Below are 16,163 nucleotides of genomic sequence, written 5' to 3'. Positions count from 1 at the left end.
TTCTCCCCCCCCCCCCCCCGGGGCGGGTTTGGGGTTCATTAACCAATTTTTTAAAACCCCCACCACACCGCGGGGGCCCCCGGGGCCGGCGGGGCCACGGGCGACAGCCCAGCGTGCTAGCTTTGGGGGGCATTCAGCGCCGAGCTCTCTGCTCGAAAAAGCCCGAGCAGATGGGGGAAACGTGACACCTAACGACAACTCGACCTCACCACCCTGGTTGCAGAACCACAGTGTGGACGTGACCGCCGAGCAGGACGATCCGACCTCGAACCCGGCGCGCGAGGAACAGGCCGACGAAGCCGAGGCCGCCCAGGCCGAGGCCGGGTCTCCGGATGCGGAATCCGCCGACTCCGATGCGGCGCACGAAGAACAGGCCGCGGGCATCTTCCCGCCCGTGCCGGATTCGATCGAGCAGACCACGTTCCAGCCGCCCTACGGCCAGGAGCAGGGCTTCGGTCCCTACTCGCCGCCGCAGCCGGGCTTCGCGCCCGGGTACGGCCCGCCCGGCAGCCCGTACCCGCCGAACCAGGGATTCCCGGGTGGCGGATTCCCGATGGAGCAGGGTGGCCCCTTCGTTCCCCCGGGCGAGCAGAACCAGTTCATGCCTCCGGGCGAGCACGGGCAGTTTCCACCTCCCGGTGAGCACGGTCAGTTCGCTCCTCCAGGTGAGCAAGGGCAGTTCCCGCCTCCCGGCGAGCAGGGCCAGTTCGCTCCTCCGGGTGAGCAGGGCCAGTTCCCGCCTCCGGGTGAGCAGGGCCAGTTCCCGCCTCCGGGCGAGCAGGGCCAGTTCCCGCCTCCCGGTGAGCAGGGGCAATTCGCTCCTCCCGGTGAGCCGGGGCAGTTCGCGCCTCCGGGCGAGGGGCAGTTCCAGCCCCCGGGTGAGTCCGGCCAGTTCCCCCCGCCGGGCGATCCGGCGGGCTTCGCACAGCCGCCCACGGGCCAGTACGCCGCGGCCCCCGGCGATACCACCGAGAAGTACGGCTCCGCCCCCGGCGGTCCGGCACCCTACGGTGAGGTGCGGCAGGAGATCGGTGCCGACGGCATGGTCCGCCGCGTCTTCGACGAGGACCAGCCGCCCGCCGCGCCGCCGAGCCCGGAACAGTCCGGCGGGGGCGGCGAGCAGTACAGCTGGGCGCCGCCCCCGCTGCCCCCGCAGCAGCCGCCGCGACCGCCGCAGCCGTCGTACCAGCAGCCCCCGCAGCAGCAGTCCGGCCACGACAATTGGCAGGGCGGCCCGCCGCAGCAGTTGCCGTCGGGCTTCCAGCCGCAGCACCAGATGCAACCCGGACATCCGGGGCAGTCGATCAGCGACCTGAATCTGCTGAAGCGGACGCGCCGCGCGCCCCGCAGCGGATGGCGCAAGGCCGTGCACAAGGTCACCGGCGGCGCGATCAACCCCGGCGAGGCGCCGGCCGATGTCGTGCACCGCGAGCTCGTCGACCGAGTGAACGAGCCGGTGCGCGGCGACTACCGGATCGCGATCCTGTCGCTGAAGGGCGGCGTCGGTAAGACCACGACCACCGTCGGTCTGGGCTCCACCTTCGCCTCCTCGCGCGGTGACCGTGTCATCGCCATCGATGCCAACCCGGACCTCGGCACGCTCGCCCACCGGGTGCCCCGGCAGACCCGCTCCACGGTGCGAAACCTGTTGGAGGACCAGCACATCAGCCGCTATTCCGACGTGCGGGCCCACACCTCGCAGGCGCCCAGCCGCCTGGAAGTGCTTGCCAGCGAACAGGATCCGGCGGTGTCGGAGGCGTTCAGCGAGGCCGATTACCGGCGCGCGATCGGAATCCTGCAGCAGTTCTACAACATCATCCTCACCGACTGCGGCACCGGTCTGATGCATTCGGCGATGAAGGGCGTGCTCGATCTCGCCAGCTCGCTGATCCTGGTGACCTCACCGGCGATCGACGGCGCCCGCAGTGCCTCGGCCACGCTGGACTGGCTCGAGCACCACGGCTACGGCAAGCTGGTGGAGCGAACGGTGGTGGTGGTCAACGCCTCTCGCCGCGGCGCCTCCACCGTCGACCTGGACCAGCTGCGCAAGCTGTTCCTGGACCGCACCCGCGCGGTCCAGGTGGTCCCGTTCGACGACCACCTGGCCGAGGGTGCCGAGATCGATCTGGAACTGGTCGGCAAGCCGACCCGCAACGCGCTGCTCGAGCTGGCCGCCATGGTCGCCGACGATTTCGGCTACCACGTCCCCCAGCCCCCGTTCCCCGGCCCGCACACCCAGTACTCCGGGCCTCAGGGCCAGTACCCGGGTTCCCAAGCACCGCAAGGCCAGTACCCGGGCTCCTACCCCGGCCAGGACCCCTACCCGAGCCACGACCGATACCCCGGCCCCCAGGGCTACTGACCAGGTGAAGCACGACCGGTACTCCGGCCCCAGGGGCTACCAGCTCGGGGACGCACTACCGATACCCGGCCCCGAGGGCGCTTACAGCCCCGGGGCGGGTCAGCGGTCGTCGGTGATCGTTCGGGCGGCGGTTCGGAAGGCCTCGAGGACCGTGGCTATGGCGGGGCGGCTTTCGGCGTGGGGGCGGGTGGCGAGTTCGTAGAGGCGTGCGGAGCGGACACCGGCCAGGCGCAGTACCGCCAGGTCCGGGTGGCGGACGGAGAAGCGGGGCATGAGCGCGACCCCGTACCCCGAGGCGACAAGTTCCTCGATGACGAGGAAATCGTTGAGCCGCTGCGCGATTCGCGGTTGCACGCCGGTGACGGTGGCGATCGAGCGCAGCACGTCGTCGACCGGGAACCCGCCGCGCACGCTCAGCCAGGTCTCGTCGGCCAGCTCGCCGGGCACCACCGCGCCGTGGTCTGCCAGCCGATGCCCGGGCGGGACGACGACATCGATCGGCTCGCGCATCAGGACCTGCGCGTGCACCCGCGGCCCGGCGATCGATGACGCGCGCTCGTCGCGATGGGTCAGCACCACGTCGTAGTCGGCGAGCAGGCGCGGCACCTCGGTCGGCGGTACATCCTCGTCGCGCGCGGTGACTTCGACGCCGCTGCCGGACAGCGCGGCGAGCACCCGCGGCAGCAGCAGGGCCGCGCCGGACGGGAACAGCGCCACCCGCACCCGCCCGCGCGGCGAGCGCCGGTACAGGGCCATCTCGGCCGCGGCCCGTTCCATCGCGGCCAGCACATCGTCGGCGCGCACCACCAGCGCCCGCCCCGCATCGGTCAGCCGGACCCGGCGCCCGTCCGGCTCCAGCAGCGCCACCCCGGCCTCCCGCGCCAGCACCTTCAGCTGCTGCGACACCGCCGACGGCGTCATCGACAGCGCCCGAGCCACCTCCGCAACCGTCCCGCGATCGGCGAATTCCCGCAGCACCCGCAGCCGTTCGACGCCCATGGCAGCGCCCCCTGCCGATTCACCCCGGAGCGGCACCCCACCCGCAGGTCCCCGCACCCCGCTCGGTGGCCCGCCCGCAGGTCCTCGTGGCTCGTTCGGTGGCTCGCTCGCAGATTTTCGCGCCCCGCTCGATGGCCCGCCCGCAGATCCTCGCGCCCCGCTCGGTGGCCCGCCCGCAGATTCTCGTGGCTCGCTCGGTGGCCCGCCCGCAGGCCCCCGCGCCGCACTCGGTGGCCCGTCCGCAGGTCCCCGCGCCCCGCTTGGTGGCCTGTCCGCAGATTTTCGCGGCTCGTTCGGTGGCCCGCTCGCAGATTTTCGCGGCTCGCTTGGTGGCCTGTCCGCTGGTCCTCGTGGCTCGCTTGGTGGCCTGTCCGCAGGTTCTCGTGGCTCGTTTGGTGGCCCGCTCGCAGGTTCTCGCCGCTTGCTCGGGGGCCCGCACGGCGCATTCACCGGTGGCTCCCGACGGCCCGTGCGACCGAGCGCCCTATCGGACGGGTGGATCTGCTCCCACGTTGCCGTGCGGATGGATCCCACCGTGGGCGTCGGCTGCTCGTCCCACCTTCCATAGTTCAGTTTTACTACATCAATAGTCCAGATATATTAGATTGTTCTTATTAGTTGCGAACTTCATCATTAGCGGCGTGAGTTACCGCGATCGCCTGCTGGGACTGGCCGTCGTCGTGCTGTGGGGCCTGAACTTTCTCGCCCTGCACGTGGGCCTCGAGCACTTCCCGCCGTTCTTCTTCGCCGCGCTGCGGTTCGCCGTCCTCGCGATTCCGGTGGTGCTGCTGGTGCCGCGGCCGCGGGTGCCGCTGCGGTGGCTGCTGCTCTACGGCGCCGGGTTCGGCATCGCGCAGTTCGCCTTCCTGTTCACCGCGATGCGGGCGGGGATGCCGACCGGGCTGGCCTCGCTGGTGCTGCAGTCCTCGGCGCCGTTCACCGTGGTGCTGGGCGCGCTGTTCCTGCGGGAGCGGCTGCGCGCGATCCAGGTTCTGGGTCTGGTCGTGGCCGTGCTGGGCATGGTCGTGATCGGCTGGGATCGCGCCCACCACGCCACCCTGCTGCCGGTGTTGCTCACGCTCGCGGCCGGACTGGGCTGGGCCTTCGGCAATATCGGATCGCGGCTGGCGGCCGCGGGCAGCGCCGACCGGAGGGTGGATCCGCTGCATCTGGCGCTGTGGATGGCGGTGGTGCCGCCCCTGCCGATGTTCGCGCTGTCGGCGGCCGTCGAGGGCCCGGCCACGGGGCTGCGCGCGGTGGCGGATTCGTTCACGGCCGACGGCTGGCCCGCGCTGGTGGCGCTCGGCTATACCGCTGTGCTCGCCACGGTCGTGGGCTCGGGCCTGTGGACCTATCTGATGGGCCGCTATCCGGCCGGAGCGGTCGCCCCGCTGACGCTGCTGGTGCCGGTTGTGGGTATCGGCGCGTCCTGGGCCTTCCTCGGCGAGCAGCCGACGGCATGGTCGCTGGTGGGCGCCGTGATCGTGATCGCGGGAGCCTTCGCCGCGACGTCGGGTCGGATGCGTCCGACGCGCCTCACCGAGCGCGCGGCACCGGCCGCCGCGAAGGCGGAACTGGCCATCAGCAAGTAGTCGGCAAATAGCAGCGGTCCGACCGGATTTCGGACCTCTCGCGCCGTACGCCGGGGCCGAGCGCTTACAGTAACCCCGGCGTGGAGGTCCGATAGATGGCAGAACGGCAGGGGGCCGTCTCGCGGAGAACGATGCTCCGTGGGTCGGCGGGTGTACTTGTCGGGGGGATGGCGGCAGGCGCGGCGGCGCTGCGGCCGGGTCGGGCGGCGGCGGCCGCGGGTCCGCGGGTCGCAGTGTTCGGCGGCGGCGTGGCCGGTCTCACCGCGGCACACGAACTGGCCGAGCGCGGCTTCGGGGTCACGCTCTACGAGCGTCGCGCGCTGGGCGGTAAGGCGCGCAGTATCCCGGTCCCGGGTACCGGCCGGGACGGCCGCCCGGATCTACCCGGCGAGCACGGATTCCGGTTCTTTCCCGGCTTCTACCACCATCTTCCGGACACCATGCGGCGAATTCCGTTCCCCGGCAAAGCCGATGGAGTCTGGAGCAATCTGGTCCCCGCGGCCGAGGCGCGATTCTCCCGTCAGGGCGCCGCCGACGCCATCCTGCCCATGCGCAGCGGTGGGGGCCGGGGATGGGCGAGCCCGGAGGAGTTCCGGCAGACCGTGGCCTCGCTGATCGCCACCTCGACGAGGATGCCGGTGACCGATGCCGCCTACTTCGCCAACCGCCTGCTCGTTTTCAACAGCAGCTGCGACGCCCGTCGATTCGGCCAGTGGGAGAACCTGCCCTGGCGCGACTTCGTCGGCGCTCGCGGGCGCTCGCACGAGTTCCGGGCCCTGCTGTCGCGCACGCTGACCACGCTGCTGGTGGCGGCGAAGGACGAGCAGGCCAGCGCCCGCACCATCGGCAACATGGGCGAGCAGTTTCTCGGCAACCCGTTCGAGATCGGCAACGACGGCCCGCTGGACCGAGTCCTCGACGGGCCCACCAACGAGGCGTGGATCGATCCGTGGGTCCGGCGGCTGCGCGAGCTGGGTGTGCGATTCGTGACGGCCGAACTGCGCGGCCTGAACGTGCGCGACGGCCGGATCTCCGGTGCCCGGATCACCGACGGCTCCGGTGCCGGAAGTGCCGTCGCCGCAGACTATTTCGTCCTGGCGGTGCCGGTCGAGGTCGCCCGCGGGCTGTGGACACCCGAGATCCTCGACGTACAACCGGAATTGGCCGCGATGGACCGCCTGGTCACCGACTGGATGGCCGGAATCCAGTTCTATCTGCGCAGGCCGGTGCCCATCGCGCGCGGGCACACCGCGTACGTCGATTCGCCGTGGTCGCTGACCTCGATCGCGCAAAACCAATTCTGGTCGCGCGCAAAGCTTCCCGCGTACGGCGACGGCACCGTGCAGGACTGCCTGTCGGTCGACGTCTCCGACTGGAGCACACCCGGCGTGCTGTTCGGCAAGCCCGCGGCCGAGTGCACCCACGACGAGATCGCCCGCGAGGTCTGGGCGCAGCTGCAGGCGCACCTGAAGGGTTCGGTGGATCTGCACGACGCGGATCTGCATTCGTGGTTCCTCGACCCGGGCATCACCTGGGACGCCGCGCGCCGCGGCAACCGCAACGCCGACCCGCTGCTGATCAATACGGCGGGCTCCTGGTCGGCGCGCCCACCATCGCACGGAGCGCTCGAAAACCTGTTCCTGGCAGGCGATTACGTACGCACGAACGTGGATCTCGCGACCATGGAGGGGGCGTGCGAGTCGGCCCGCACGGCGGTGAACGCGCTGCTGGACGCGTCCGGTTCCGACGCCGAACGCTGCCGGCTGTTCACGCTGTATCGGGCCGCGGAACTGGAACCGCTGCGCCGACTCGACGCGGAACGCTATGCGGCCGGGCAGCCCAACCTGTTCGACGTGCCGGTGTGAGGATTCGATTGCTCACAAACCCCTGGCGTCGCGCGGAGTTCGGCAGTTCAATCATGGGATGAGTGAGATCACGACCGCCGCCGAGCTGCGTGAGCTGCTCGGCGAGCCGAACTCCCGCGCCGCCAACAAGGACCGTGCCGCCCTGCACCCGCGCGATCGGCAGTGGATCGCCACCTCGCCGTTCATCGTGCTGGCGACCAGCGACGCGGACGGCAACTGTGACGCCTCGCCGAAGGGTGACCCGGCGGGCTTCGTGCAGGTCATCGATGATCGGACCCTCGCCATCCCGGAGCGTCCGGGCAACCGCCGCGCGGACGGCTATCTCAATATCCTGTCCAATCCCCATGTGGGCGTGATCTTCCTGATCCCCGGCCGCAACGAGACCCTGCGGATCAACGGCCGCGCCCGGCTGCTGCGCGACGCGCCGTATTTCGACGACATGATCGTCAAGGGGCACCGCCCGGTGCTGGCGGTCGAGGTCGCGATCGAGCAGATCTTCTTCCACTGCGCCAAGGCGTTCATGCGCAGCAGCCTGTGGAAACCGGAGGGCTGGCCGCTCGACGAGTTGCCCGGTCCCGCGCGGCTGGCCAAGGAGGTGCAGCCGAACGTCACCGAAACGCTCGAGCAGCTGGAGCAGTACTACTCGCCGGAGACCTACGAAAAGTTGCTGTACGAGCGCCGGTAGCGCGCCGGAAACCGGCCACCGATAAACGCCCGCCTCGTCCCCGCCACCGCCCTCAACGAAGGCGCTGCGCGCCGCGGATAAGATCCGGTGGTGGCAGACATCTCGATGCGCGGACGGCTCGCGCTGCGCGCGGCGGCGACGGCGTCCTGGGCCTCGCAGCGGGCCGGTCGCGGCAAGGGCTCGATGATCGGCGGCCTGATCGCGCTGCTGATCGATCCGAAGCTGATGACCCAGCTCGGCCGCGGGCGGCGCACGGTGCTGGTGACCGGCACCAACGGCAAGTCCACCACCACCCGGATGACCGCGGCCGCGCTCGGCACGCTCGGCCGCGTCGTGACCCAGGCCGACGGCGCCAACATGGACGCGGGCATCGTCTCGGCGCTGAGCACCGACCGCACCGCGCCGCTGGCCGCGATCGAGGTGGACGAGCTGCATCTGCCGCATGTCAGCGACGCGCTCGACCCGGCCGCGGTGGTGCTGCTGAATCTGTCCCGCGACCAGCTGGACCGGGTCGGCGAGATCAACATGATCGAACGCAAGCTGCGCGCCGGGATGGCACGCCACCCCGATACGGTGCTCATCGCCAACTGTGACGATGTCCTCATCACCTCGATCGCCTACGACAACCCCAACGTCGTGTGGGTGGCCGCGGGCAGTGGCTGGTCGGTCGACGCCACCAGCTGCCCGCGCAGCGGCGAGCCGATCGTGTGGGAGGGCACGCACTGGCGCAGCACCGGCGCCGACTTCCATCGGCCGGAGCCGGACTGGTGGGTGGACGAGGAGCACCTGTATGGTCCCGACGGCCTGAAATTGCCTCTGCACCTTGCGCTTCCGGGTCGCGCCAATCGCGGTAACGCCGCGCAGGCGGTGGCCGCGTCGGTCGCGCTGGGGGTGCGGGCCGAGGCGGCCGCCGAGGCGGCCGGGACGGTGCGCGAGATCGCCGGGCGCTACCGCACCGTGCAGGTGGGTGACCACAGTGCCCGGCTGCTGCTGGCCAAGAATCCGGCCGGTTGGCAGGAGGCGCTGTCGATGATCGACCCGGCCGCAACGGGTTTGGTGATCGCGGTCAACGGCCAGGTGCCCGACGGGGAGGACCTGTCGTGGCTGTGGGATGTGCGCTTCGAGCATTTCGAGGGCACGCAGGTAATTGCCGCAGGCGAACGTGCTACCGATCTCGCGGTGCGCCTCACCTATGCCGGTGTCGAGCACACCACGGTGCCGAATCCGTTGCGCGCCATCGCTTCCTGCCCGCCCGGGCAGGTGGAGGTGCTGGCCAACTACACCGCCTTCCGCGACCTGAACCGTGATCTGGAGGGCCGGGAAAGCGCGAAAGGATACAGCGCGTGAGCGAATCGACCGTGCGCATCGGACTGGTGCTGCCCGATGTCATGGGGACCTATGGGGACGGCGGCAACGCGGTGGTGCTGCGGCAGCGGCTGCGGCTGCGCGGGTACGCCGCCGAGATCGTCGAGATCACCCTGAACGACCCGGTCCCCGAATCGCTGGACGTCTATCTGCTGGGCGGCGCGGAGGATTCGGCGCAGCGGCTGGCCACCCGGCACCTGCAGCGCTACCCGGGCATGCAGCAGGCCGCCGCGAGAGGCGTTCCGGTGCTGGCGATCTGCGCCGCGATCCAGGTGCTGGGCCACTGGTACGAGACCTCGACCGGCGAGCGGGTGGACGGCGTCGGCCTGTTCGACGTCACCACCTCCCCGCAGGCCGAGCGATCCATCGGCGAGGTGGCCTCGACCCCGGTCCTCCCCGGCCTGTCGGCTCCGCTGACCGGTTTCGAAAACCACCGCGGCGGAACGAAACTCGGCCCCGACGCGGCCGGTCTGGGCCGCGTCACCCGCGGTGTCGGCAACGGCGTCGGCGATGGCCTGGAGGGCGTGGTCCAGGGCTCGGTCCTGGGCACCTACATGCACGGCCCCGCCCTGGCCCGCAACCCGGAACTCGCCGACCACCTGCTCCTGCGGGCCCTGGGCGTCGACGAGCTGTCCCCCCTCGACCTGCCGGAGGTGGATCAACTCCGCCGCGAACGCCTCCGCGCCTGAATCTCACCCGAGGCCGCGGGCCGCGATCAAGCTGATCACGAGTTATAGCGCCGAGCTATCCGACCGCACCGGCTGGGAATACCGATTCTGTTGAGCCGGAAGGCATCTGCCGGGTACTCTTCGCGCGGCCATGCGCGATGAGGGAGGTGGCCGGGTGCGCAGACGTACCTTCATGAAGGCCGCCGGGGCGGCGGCGCTGCTGGGTGCGGCCGGGACCGTGCATGGGACGGCGGGGGCCGATCCGCTGTGGAACGAACTGTTCCGCGGCTGGGTGCCCGAGATCTTCGCCCCGCTGCCCGATCCCCCCGAACACTCGCCGGCCATCGTCGTCGGCTCCGGATTCGGCGCGGCGGTGACGGCGCTGCGGCTGGCCGAGGCGGGCATCGCGAATACCGTGCTCGAGCGCGGCTCGCGCTGGCCGAACGATCCGTGGCGGGAGATCTTCACCGGCGACGACCTGCCCGACGGGCGCGGCTTCTGGCATCGCACCAGCTTCACCGGCGTCACCAAGGTGCCCATGCAGTTCGCCGACTTCGGCGGCGTTCTCGATGTCACCGAGTTCCAGGGCATCGACGTGTGGCGCGCGGCGGCGGTGGGCGGCGGCTCGGTCGTGTTCACCGGTGCGATGGTCGCCCCCGAGCGGCGCTGGTTCGATCAGATCTTCGGCGGCGCAGTCGATTTCGACGAGATGGACCGGGTGTACTACCCGCGGGTGCGGCAACAGCTGCGGCTGAGCCCGCTGCCGCCGGACCTCTACGGCACCTCGCCGTTCAGTCACTCGCGGCGCTGGGACGAGCAGGCGCGCCTGGCCGGCTACCAGCCGCGAGCCAACGATTCGATCTTCAACTGGGATATCCTGCGTGGCGAATTGTCCGGTGCGACAAGGGCTTCCGCGACCGCCGCGCGCAGTAATCTCGGCAACTCCAACGGCGCCAAGTTCGATCTCAACCAGAACTACCTGAAATACGCCGAGGCGACCGGGAAGTCGGGCATATACCCGGGCCATCGCGTCGACGCCATCGCGCAGGAATCGGGCGGCCGCTACGTGGTCACCGTGACCAAGCTGGACCCGACCGGGGCGGTGCTGGCCACCCGCACGCTCACCTGCGACCGGCTGTTCCTCGGCGCCGGTTCGGTCGGCACCTCCGAACTGCTGGTTCGCGCCCAGGCCACCGGCGCGCTGCCGCGCCTGAACGAGCACATCGGTGACGGCTGGGGCACCAACGGCGATGTCGTGCTGGCCCGCGTCGACAATTCGCTGTCGGGCACCGGTCAGGGCGTGCCGAGCGCGAGCCGCATCTTCGACGACTCCGGGATGCCGCTGACCCTGGAAAGCTGGTTCATCCCGGGCATTCCGCTGGAGACCGGCGCGCTGGCGTCGCTCGGCATGGTGCTGGACCCGACCCGCGCCCGCTTCGGCTTCGACGCCGGGCGCAACCGGGCCACCCTGAGCTGGCCGCGCCCCGCTCAGGACCAGGTGGTCCAGGCGTGCCGCGCGGTTGATCACCGCATCGCCGAGCGCGCCGGTGCCGTCTTCGACTACGTCACCCCGCTCGGCTACGACGCCAACGCCGTCTTCACCGCGCATCCGCTGGGCGGGGCGGTGCTCGGCCGCGCCACCGACAATTACGGCCGCGTCCACGGCCACCCGGGGCTGTATGTGGTGGACGGCGCGGCGATACCGGGCAGCACCGGCACGGTGAACCCGTCCCTGACCATCACCGCTCTGGCCGAACGCAATGTGGAAGCGATCATCCGCGCAGGCAAGTAGACGGCCGAATTGTGACGCGCGGCGTACTCGAGACATCGTGTGGTGCGTCGGCGTGATCCGGTTGCCGCGCGAGATCTGCCCGATGGTTGCCGATACCTATTACCCTCGGCGGGACCGTTCGACGTGGAAGGGATCGCCGTGGCGCAGTACAGCACCGGAACGGACCCGTGGGGCCGGACCGGCACGGGGTGGGCGGGCCGGACCGGTGCCGAGCCCCCGGCGGGGCCGGAGAAGTACCCGCGCAAACCACCGGCGCTGTGGACCGATTTCGTGATGCTCGCCCTGGCCGTGGTGTCGGTGGTGCTGGTCGGATGGGTGACCTTCTTCCCGGTCTCGGACGGCGCGTACCACGCGATAGTGATCGCCGACTACACGATCTGCGCGATCTTCGCCGCCGAATTCCTGTGGCGCTGGCACCGCGCGGGCTGGCCGTGGACGTTCCCGTTCGTGTACTGGTACGAGGTGCTGGGCATGATCCCGGTGACCAGCCCGCTGTTCCGCGGCTTCCGGTTACTGCGCATCGTGGTGATCCTGGTCCGGCTGGCCCGGGTCGCCGACCGCGCCTTCGGCGACCGGGTGACCGCGGCCGTGGTGAATCGCTCGGTGGGCACGATCGTCGAGACCATCAAGCGCCCGGTGACCATGGCGGTGCTGGAGGAGGTCGCGACGGTGCTGCGGGCGGGCCGGTACACCCGCAATATCGCCGCCGCGCTGGAGGAGAACCGGGGCGAGCTCGACGCCATGATCGTGGAGCTGATCCGCAAGGACCCGCAGATCGGCCGCGTGCGCTACCTGCCGTTCCACGAGGACATCATCCGCACCATCGCCGATATCAGCTTCCGCATCCTGTTCCAGGCGCTGGCCGACCCACGCACCGACGAACTGATCGGAGATGTGCTGCGGGAGAACGTGAATCAGATGCGCGAGGCGGTCCGCGACGGCATAGAGGTCCCGGAAACAACCAACCACGCGGCCGGGGTCGGCTGAGCACGCACACTCAATGCCCCGACCCGTGCCGGATCTCCTCCCGCGGCTGCGCGAATCGCACTGTCTCCCAGACGATCAGCGCCAGCAGGATCGCGCACAGCAACCCCAGCTGCGCCATCGCCGGTACCTGCCAGGCCGCCGGTACCAGCGCGGTGAGCATCACCGCGGTCACGATCCGCGCCGACGACACCTGCCCGGTGGCGTACTGCTTGAACCCGACCAGCGCGATCAGATACAGCACCACCCCGCCGTAGAGCGAGAACAGCGGAATCCCGTGCAGCGCATCGTGCAACGTGTGCCCCTCGGCACCGCCGAGGTAGTTGAGCACCTTCTTCAACCCGAGCGAGAGCGCGATGATGCCCGCGATCATGGGAAAGTGCCAGTAGGTGTAGCAGTTTCGCGCGATCTGGATGCGCCGCTCGCCGCGCGCGTCGATCAGTGCCCGCTCCACCGTGGCCGCCGCGACATCGAAGTACGCCCACCACAGCAGGCCCGAAACCGTCAGCGCCAGTAGCGATCCCACGGTGATCGGCCAGGAGATGGGCAGCCCGGCCACGCCGATGCCGATCGAGACGATGGATTCGCCGAGCGCCACGATGACGATGAGCCCGTGCCGTTCGGCGAAGTGGCTCACCGAATTCACCCGCCACTCGTTGCCCGCGAAGAACGTCCACAGCATGTCGCCCGCGATGGCGGCGATCCACAGCCAGAGCTGGGCCGCCCCGTGATTGAGCGCGGCGATGATCAGCAGCGTGGTGCCGATCGTGATCGATCCCGCGGCCCAGCGGGTCACCTGCCCGCGCAGCTGCGTGTCCTCGCTGCTGGCGAGCCAGAACACCCACAGGTGCACCAGCCGGATCACCAGGTAGCCGATCGCGAACACCAGCGGCGCGTACCAGCCGCCGGGCATGTCGTGGAAGGCCTCGGGGATCACGAGCGCGACGATCAGCGCCGCCCCCATCGCGACGAACATCGCGACCCGCGCGACCCCCTCGTCGGCCCGCACCACATTGCCCAGCCAGGCGTAGGCGATCCACACCCACCACATCACCGCGAGCACCAGCAGGGCGCGCAGCATGTTCGCCGCGGTGGCCTCGTGCGCGGCCAGGTCGGTCACCTGGGTGAACGCGAACACCAGCACGAGATCGAAGAACAGCTCGAGCTGTGTCACCGAGGCGTCCTCGGAGACCGCGCGAATTCGCCGTTTGACACCGGTCATGCGGATATCGTGCCAGGCCCCGGGGTGAACTCAGCCAACCTCGTAGTTCTCGAATCGGAACTTCTCGATGAACTCGATGAGATTCTGCACCGCTTCCTCGTTGACGCGGGCGATACTGCGTTTCATCAGGATTCCCGGCACCGGGATCGGCAGATAGAGCTCCGCGTGGTACCAGACCTCGGTGCCCTCATCGGTGACGTCGAGTTCGAACCAGCCGCGTCCGCCGCCGCCGGCGCCGCTCTCGATCACCTCCCAGGTGATCCGGTCGTCGGTGCAGTCGTATTCGATGACCTGCCGGTCGGAGTTGCCCAAAGGTGTCACGGTGGCGTACACCCGCTTGGGTCGGCCGTAGTCATCGCGAGTCGCCACGCGCACGTCCTTGTGCGACGGTGACCATTCCGGAATCCGATCGACCGCGAGCAACGCCTCCATGACCTGCTCGGGATCGAGATCTATGACGAATCGGTGGTCGGTCTTCGTGCGCATGTCATGCCCTCCACCCCCCAAATGCTTCGGCCCGATTGTCTCCGGGGTCACACCGCTCGTCAACTGGCTGGTCTGTTGGGCAGACAGGTTCGATCGGCGCAAGAGTCACAAGGCCTTTCGCTCCGGGCGGCCGGTCCGGCCGCGGCGGGGCCTCGCAGAGGGGTGGGGCGAGTCCGCTCAGTGCTGCGGCAGGACCTCGCATTCGGGGCCCGGGAACATCAGGCTTTCGTGCCCGTCATCGAACCGGACCACGAACGGCGGGTTCCCGTCGGCGCCGCGCACTTCGACGATTTCGCCCGTCTGGACGCGCATTCCCACCACTCGGCTGTGCACCAGAAGTTGGTCACCGACATTCGCTTGCATGACCGCATTATCGGCCGACAGTGATAAGCATCACAAGGTGGTCGAGTGCTAATCGCCCCTCTATCCGCGGCCGGATTCCTCGGGTATCGCCCGTGCGACCGCGGCCCGCATCAGTTCGCGGCTCTGCTCCGCGGTGAAAATATCGGGCAGGGTGAGCCTTTCGAGAATGAGCCAGTTCAGCGCCAGATACAGCAGCAGCACCGTGGTCTCGTCGCCGGGCATCCGGTTGTCCACATGGTTGCGGATGTTGAAATCGATATCGGCGCGGACCCGCTCGGTGAGCACCGCCTGCAGCTCCGGTCGCCGGGTCGCCTCGAGCCGCAGCTCCAGCTGGGCCAGGTAGCCGGTGCGGAAGGCGGCCACGCGCTCGACGACCTCGGTCATCAGATCGGTGACCGCGTCGCGGGTCCTGGGCGAGGTGGTCACCTGTGCGAGCGTCTCCGGGCTGGGCTGCAGGCGCTCGTAGTACCGGCTGCCGACCTGGGTGAGCATGTCGTCGCGGTTGGCGAAGTAGTTCGAGGCCGTGCCCGCCGGTACGGCCGCCTCCTTGTCCACCGCGCGGAACGTCAGGCCGCGCGCCCCGTCCCTGGCCAGCACCTCGATCGCCGCGTCCAGCAGGGTCCGCCTGCGCTCCGGGTTGGTCCGCACTTGACACCACTCCATTCGTAGTACTACGGTTCAAATCACTACAGACAGAGTACAACAGGCAAGGCGGTAATCACATGCGAAAGCTTGTCTACTACGTCGGCGTGTCCCTCGACGGCTACATCGCCGGGCCCGGCGGGGAATTCGACTTCTACCCGGTGCCCGACGACATGGCGGCCTGGCGGGAGTATCCGGAGGCGGTGCCGACGCAGCTCCGCGCCCATGTCGGGATGGCCGTGGACGAACCGAACAAGCACTGGGACGCGGTGCTCATGGGGCGCGGGACGTACCTGGCGGGCGGGGTGGCCAGCCCCTATGCGCACCTGAAGCAGTACGTCGTATCGACCACGCTCGATCCCGTCGACGCTCCGAATGTCGAGGTGGTCAAGGGCGATCCTGTCGAATTGGTGCGCGGGCTGAAAAGGCAGGAGGGTAGGGACATCTGGCTGTGCGGTGGCGGTGAACTCGCCGGTGCGCTCGTCGACGAGGTCGACGAGCTGATCATCAAGAGCTATCCGGTGATCGCCGGTGCCGGTGTACCGGCGTTCACCGGCAATTTCCGCCCGACGACATTCCGCCCGGACCGGCGCCGGGAGTTCAGCAACGGCGCCCAGGTCACCTGGTTCTCCCGGGCATAGTCCCGCCCGCAACCGACAAATCGACAGCAAAGGTGGAATTGATATGCGAAAGCCCGTGCGAAACTACGCGGTTCAGCAGCGCTTCGCCGCTCGTCCCCGTCCGATCCGCAATGTCAACTGGGGTCGGCAAGGAAAGAGAGGCGGACACGGCGGTCCGGGTTGTCGACGTTGAGGTCGACGAATGCCACCGATTGCCAGATGCCCAGGGCCATTTCCCCGCGCAGCACCGGCACGGTGGCATACGGCGCGATGAGCGCGGGCATGACGTGTGAGCGGCCGTGCCCGCGCGAGCCGTGGGGGGGGGGGCCAGGGGGGGGGGGGGGGGGGGGGAGAGCCCCCGCCGGCCCCCCGAAAGAGGGGGGGGCCCCCCCCCCCCCCCGGAGCGCCCCCCCCCCCGGCCGACGACCCACCCGAACCGGCCTCGTAGCTAAAATACCTGGGCTACAACGCATTCGGTGACGACGCCGCCGCCGGTCCGGCCCGTCAGGGGCTGCGCT

General features: G+C 69.7%; 14 protein-coding genes and 1 pseudogene. 9 read left to right on the top strand and 6 right to left on the bottom strand.

The annotated features are described in order from the left end of the window. Window positions 1-601: 601 nt before the first annotated feature. Entirely contained in the window at window positions 602-2,362 is a 1,761-nt protein-coding gene (locus QH290_RS02510) for a nucleotide-binding protein (RefSeq protein WP_425303542.1), read from the top strand. A 99-nt stretch (window positions 2,363-2,461) separates the two neighbouring features. Here the strand turns inward: QH290_RS02510 and QH290_RS02505 are convergent, their stop codons facing one another. Continuing rightward, a complete protein-coding gene (locus QH290_RS02505) occupies window positions 2,462-3,361 on the bottom strand; it encodes a LysR family transcriptional regulator (protein WP_280262737.1) in 900 nt (299 codons plus the stop codon). A gap of 641 nt (window positions 3,362-4,002) precedes the next feature. Here QH290_RS02505 and QH290_RS02500 point away from each other — a divergent pair. The 7 genes from QH290_RS02500 to QH290_RS02470 all read left to right on the top strand — a co-directional run bounded on the left by QH290_RS02500 (window position 4,003) and on the right by QH290_RS02470 (window position 12,315). Then, window positions 4,003-4,953, top strand: coding sequence for an EamA family transporter (locus QH290_RS02500; RefSeq protein WP_280381847.1), 951 nt, complete (start codon window positions 4,003-4,005; stop codon window positions 4,951-4,953). Between the two features lie 167 nt (window positions 4,954-5,120). Then, window positions 5,121-6,818 carry a hydroxysqualene dehydroxylase gene (locus QH290_RS02495; RefSeq protein ID WP_280381846.1) on the top strand — a complete coding sequence of 566 codons (1,698 nt, stop codon included), beginning with the start codon at window positions 5,121-5,123 and terminating at the stop codon, window positions 6,816-6,818. A 58-nt stretch (window positions 6,819-6,876) separates the two neighbouring features. Then, entirely contained in the window at window positions 6,877-7,503 is a 627-nt protein-coding gene (locus QH290_RS02490) for a pyridoxamine 5'-phosphate oxidase family protein (RefSeq protein ID WP_280262743.1), read from the top strand. 105 nt (window positions 7,504-7,608) lie between these two features. Continuing rightward, complete coding sequence (locus tag QH290_RS02485; protein ID WP_280262778.1) at window positions 7,609-8,850, top strand: Mur ligase family protein; 1,242 nt, start codon at window positions 7,609-7,611, stop codon at window positions 8,848-8,850. After that, window positions 8,847-9,557, top strand: a complete 711-nt coding sequence (locus QH290_RS02480; protein ID WP_280262745.1) for a type 1 glutamine amidotransferase — start codon at window positions 8,847-8,849, stop codon at window positions 9,555-9,557. The genes QH290_RS02485 and QH290_RS02480 overlap by 4 nt, the downstream gene beginning before the upstream one ends. A gap of 154 nt (window positions 9,558-9,711) precedes the next feature. Continuing rightward, window positions 9,712-11,328 carry a GMC oxidoreductase gene (locus QH290_RS02475; RefSeq protein WP_280381845.1) on the top strand — a complete coding sequence of 539 codons (1,617 nt, stop codon included), beginning with the start codon at window positions 9,712-9,714 and terminating at the stop codon, window positions 11,326-11,328. Between the two features lie 138 nt (window positions 11,329-11,466). Beyond that, window positions 11,467-12,315: an ion transporter gene (locus QH290_RS02470; protein WP_280262749.1), complete on the top strand. Its 849-nt coding sequence runs from the start codon at window positions 11,467-11,469 to the stop codon at window positions 12,313-12,315. Window positions 12,316-12,325: 10 nt separating this feature from the next. On the opposite strand, the gene QH290_RS02465 is transcribed toward QH290_RS02470, so the two are convergent. From QH290_RS02465 to QH290_RS02450, 4 genes are all read right to left on the bottom strand, one after another. After that, window positions 12,326-13,534 carry a low temperature requirement protein A gene (locus QH290_RS02465; protein WP_280262751.1) on the bottom strand — a complete coding sequence of 403 codons (1,209 nt, stop codon included), beginning with the start codon at window positions 13,532-13,534 and terminating at the stop codon, window positions 12,326-12,328. A gap of 30 nt (window positions 13,535-13,564) precedes the next feature. Continuing rightward, window positions 13,565-14,020: an SRPBCC family protein gene (locus QH290_RS02460; protein WP_280262752.1), complete on the bottom strand. Its 456-nt coding sequence runs from the start codon at window positions 14,018-14,020 to the stop codon at window positions 13,565-13,567. Between the two features lie 177 nt (window positions 14,021-14,197). Continuing rightward, the gene (locus tag QH290_RS02455; RefSeq protein WP_280262753.1) at window positions 14,198-14,383 is read right to left on the bottom strand and encodes a DUF1918 domain-containing protein; all 186 of its coding nucleotides are present in this window, start codon (window positions 14,381-14,383) and stop codon (window positions 14,198-14,200) included. A 60-nt stretch (window positions 14,384-14,443) separates the two neighbouring features. After that, window positions 14,444-15,046, bottom strand: a complete 603-nt coding sequence (locus QH290_RS02450) for a TetR/AcrR family transcriptional regulator (RefSeq protein ID WP_280381844.1) — start codon at window positions 15,044-15,046, stop codon at window positions 14,444-14,446. A 59-nt stretch (window positions 15,047-15,105) separates the two neighbouring features. On the opposite strand from QH290_RS02450, the gene QH290_RS02445 reads away from it, so the two are divergent. Further along, the gene (locus QH290_RS02445; RefSeq protein ID WP_280262759.1) at window positions 15,106-15,666 is read left to right on the top strand and encodes a dihydrofolate reductase family protein; all 561 of its coding nucleotides are present in this window, start codon (window positions 15,106-15,108) and stop codon (window positions 15,664-15,666) included. 113 nt (window positions 15,667-15,779) lie between these two features. On the opposite strand, the pseudogene QH290_RS02440 reads toward QH290_RS02445, so the two are convergent. Beyond that, window positions 15,780-15,962 (bottom strand): annotated as a pseudogene (locus QH290_RS02440) (YjbQ family protein); the annotation flags it as partial. Between the last annotated feature and the right edge of the window lie 201 nt (window positions 15,963-16,163).

The sequence above is a fragment of the Nocardia wallacei genome (assembly GCF_029869545.1).
Lineage (GTDB): Bacteria > Actinomycetota > Actinomycetes > Mycobacteriales > Mycobacteriaceae > Nocardia > Nocardia wallacei_A.
Note: the sequence above shows the minus strand (reverse complement) of the source record. Positions and strands in the feature narration are given on the sequence as shown.

Coding starts and splice junctions, on each gene's coding strand:
- QH290_RS02510 (WP_425303542.1), top strand. CDS start 602: ATGCCTCCGGGCGAGCACGGGCAGTTTCCACCTCCCGGTGAGCACGGT.
- QH290_RS02505 (WP_280262737.1), bottom strand. CDS start 3,361: ATGGGCGTCGAACGGCTGCGGGTGCTGCGGGAATTCGCCGATCGCGGG.
- QH290_RS02495 (WP_280381846.1), top strand. CDS start 5,121: ATGGCGGCAGGCGCGGCGGCGCTGCGGCCGGGTCGGGCGGCGGCGGCC.
- QH290_RS02490 (WP_280262743.1), top strand. CDS start 6,877: ATGAGTGAGATCACGACCGCCGCCGAGCTGCGTGAGCTGCTCGGCGAG.
- QH290_RS02485 (WP_280262778.1), top strand. CDS start 7,609: ATGCGCGGACGGCTCGCGCTGCGCGCGGCGGCGACGGCGTCCTGGGCC.
- QH290_RS02465 (WP_280262751.1), bottom strand. CDS start 13,534: ATGACCGGTGTCAAACGGCGAATTCGCGCGGTCTCCGAGGACGCCTCG.
- QH290_RS02460 (WP_280262752.1), bottom strand. CDS start 14,020: ATGCGCACGAAGACCGACCACCGATTCGTCATAGATCTCGATCCCGAG.
- QH290_RS02455 (WP_280262753.1), bottom strand. CDS start 14,383: ATGCAAGCGAATGTCGGTGACCAACTTCTGGTGCACAGCCGAGTGGTG.
- QH290_RS02450 (WP_280381844.1), bottom strand. CDS start 15,046: ATGGAGTGGTGTCAAGTGCGGACCAACCCGGAGCGCAGGCGGACCCTG.
- QH290_RS02445 (WP_280262759.1), top strand. CDS start 15,106: ATGCGAAAGCTTGTCTACTACGTCGGCGTGTCCCTCGACGGCTACATC.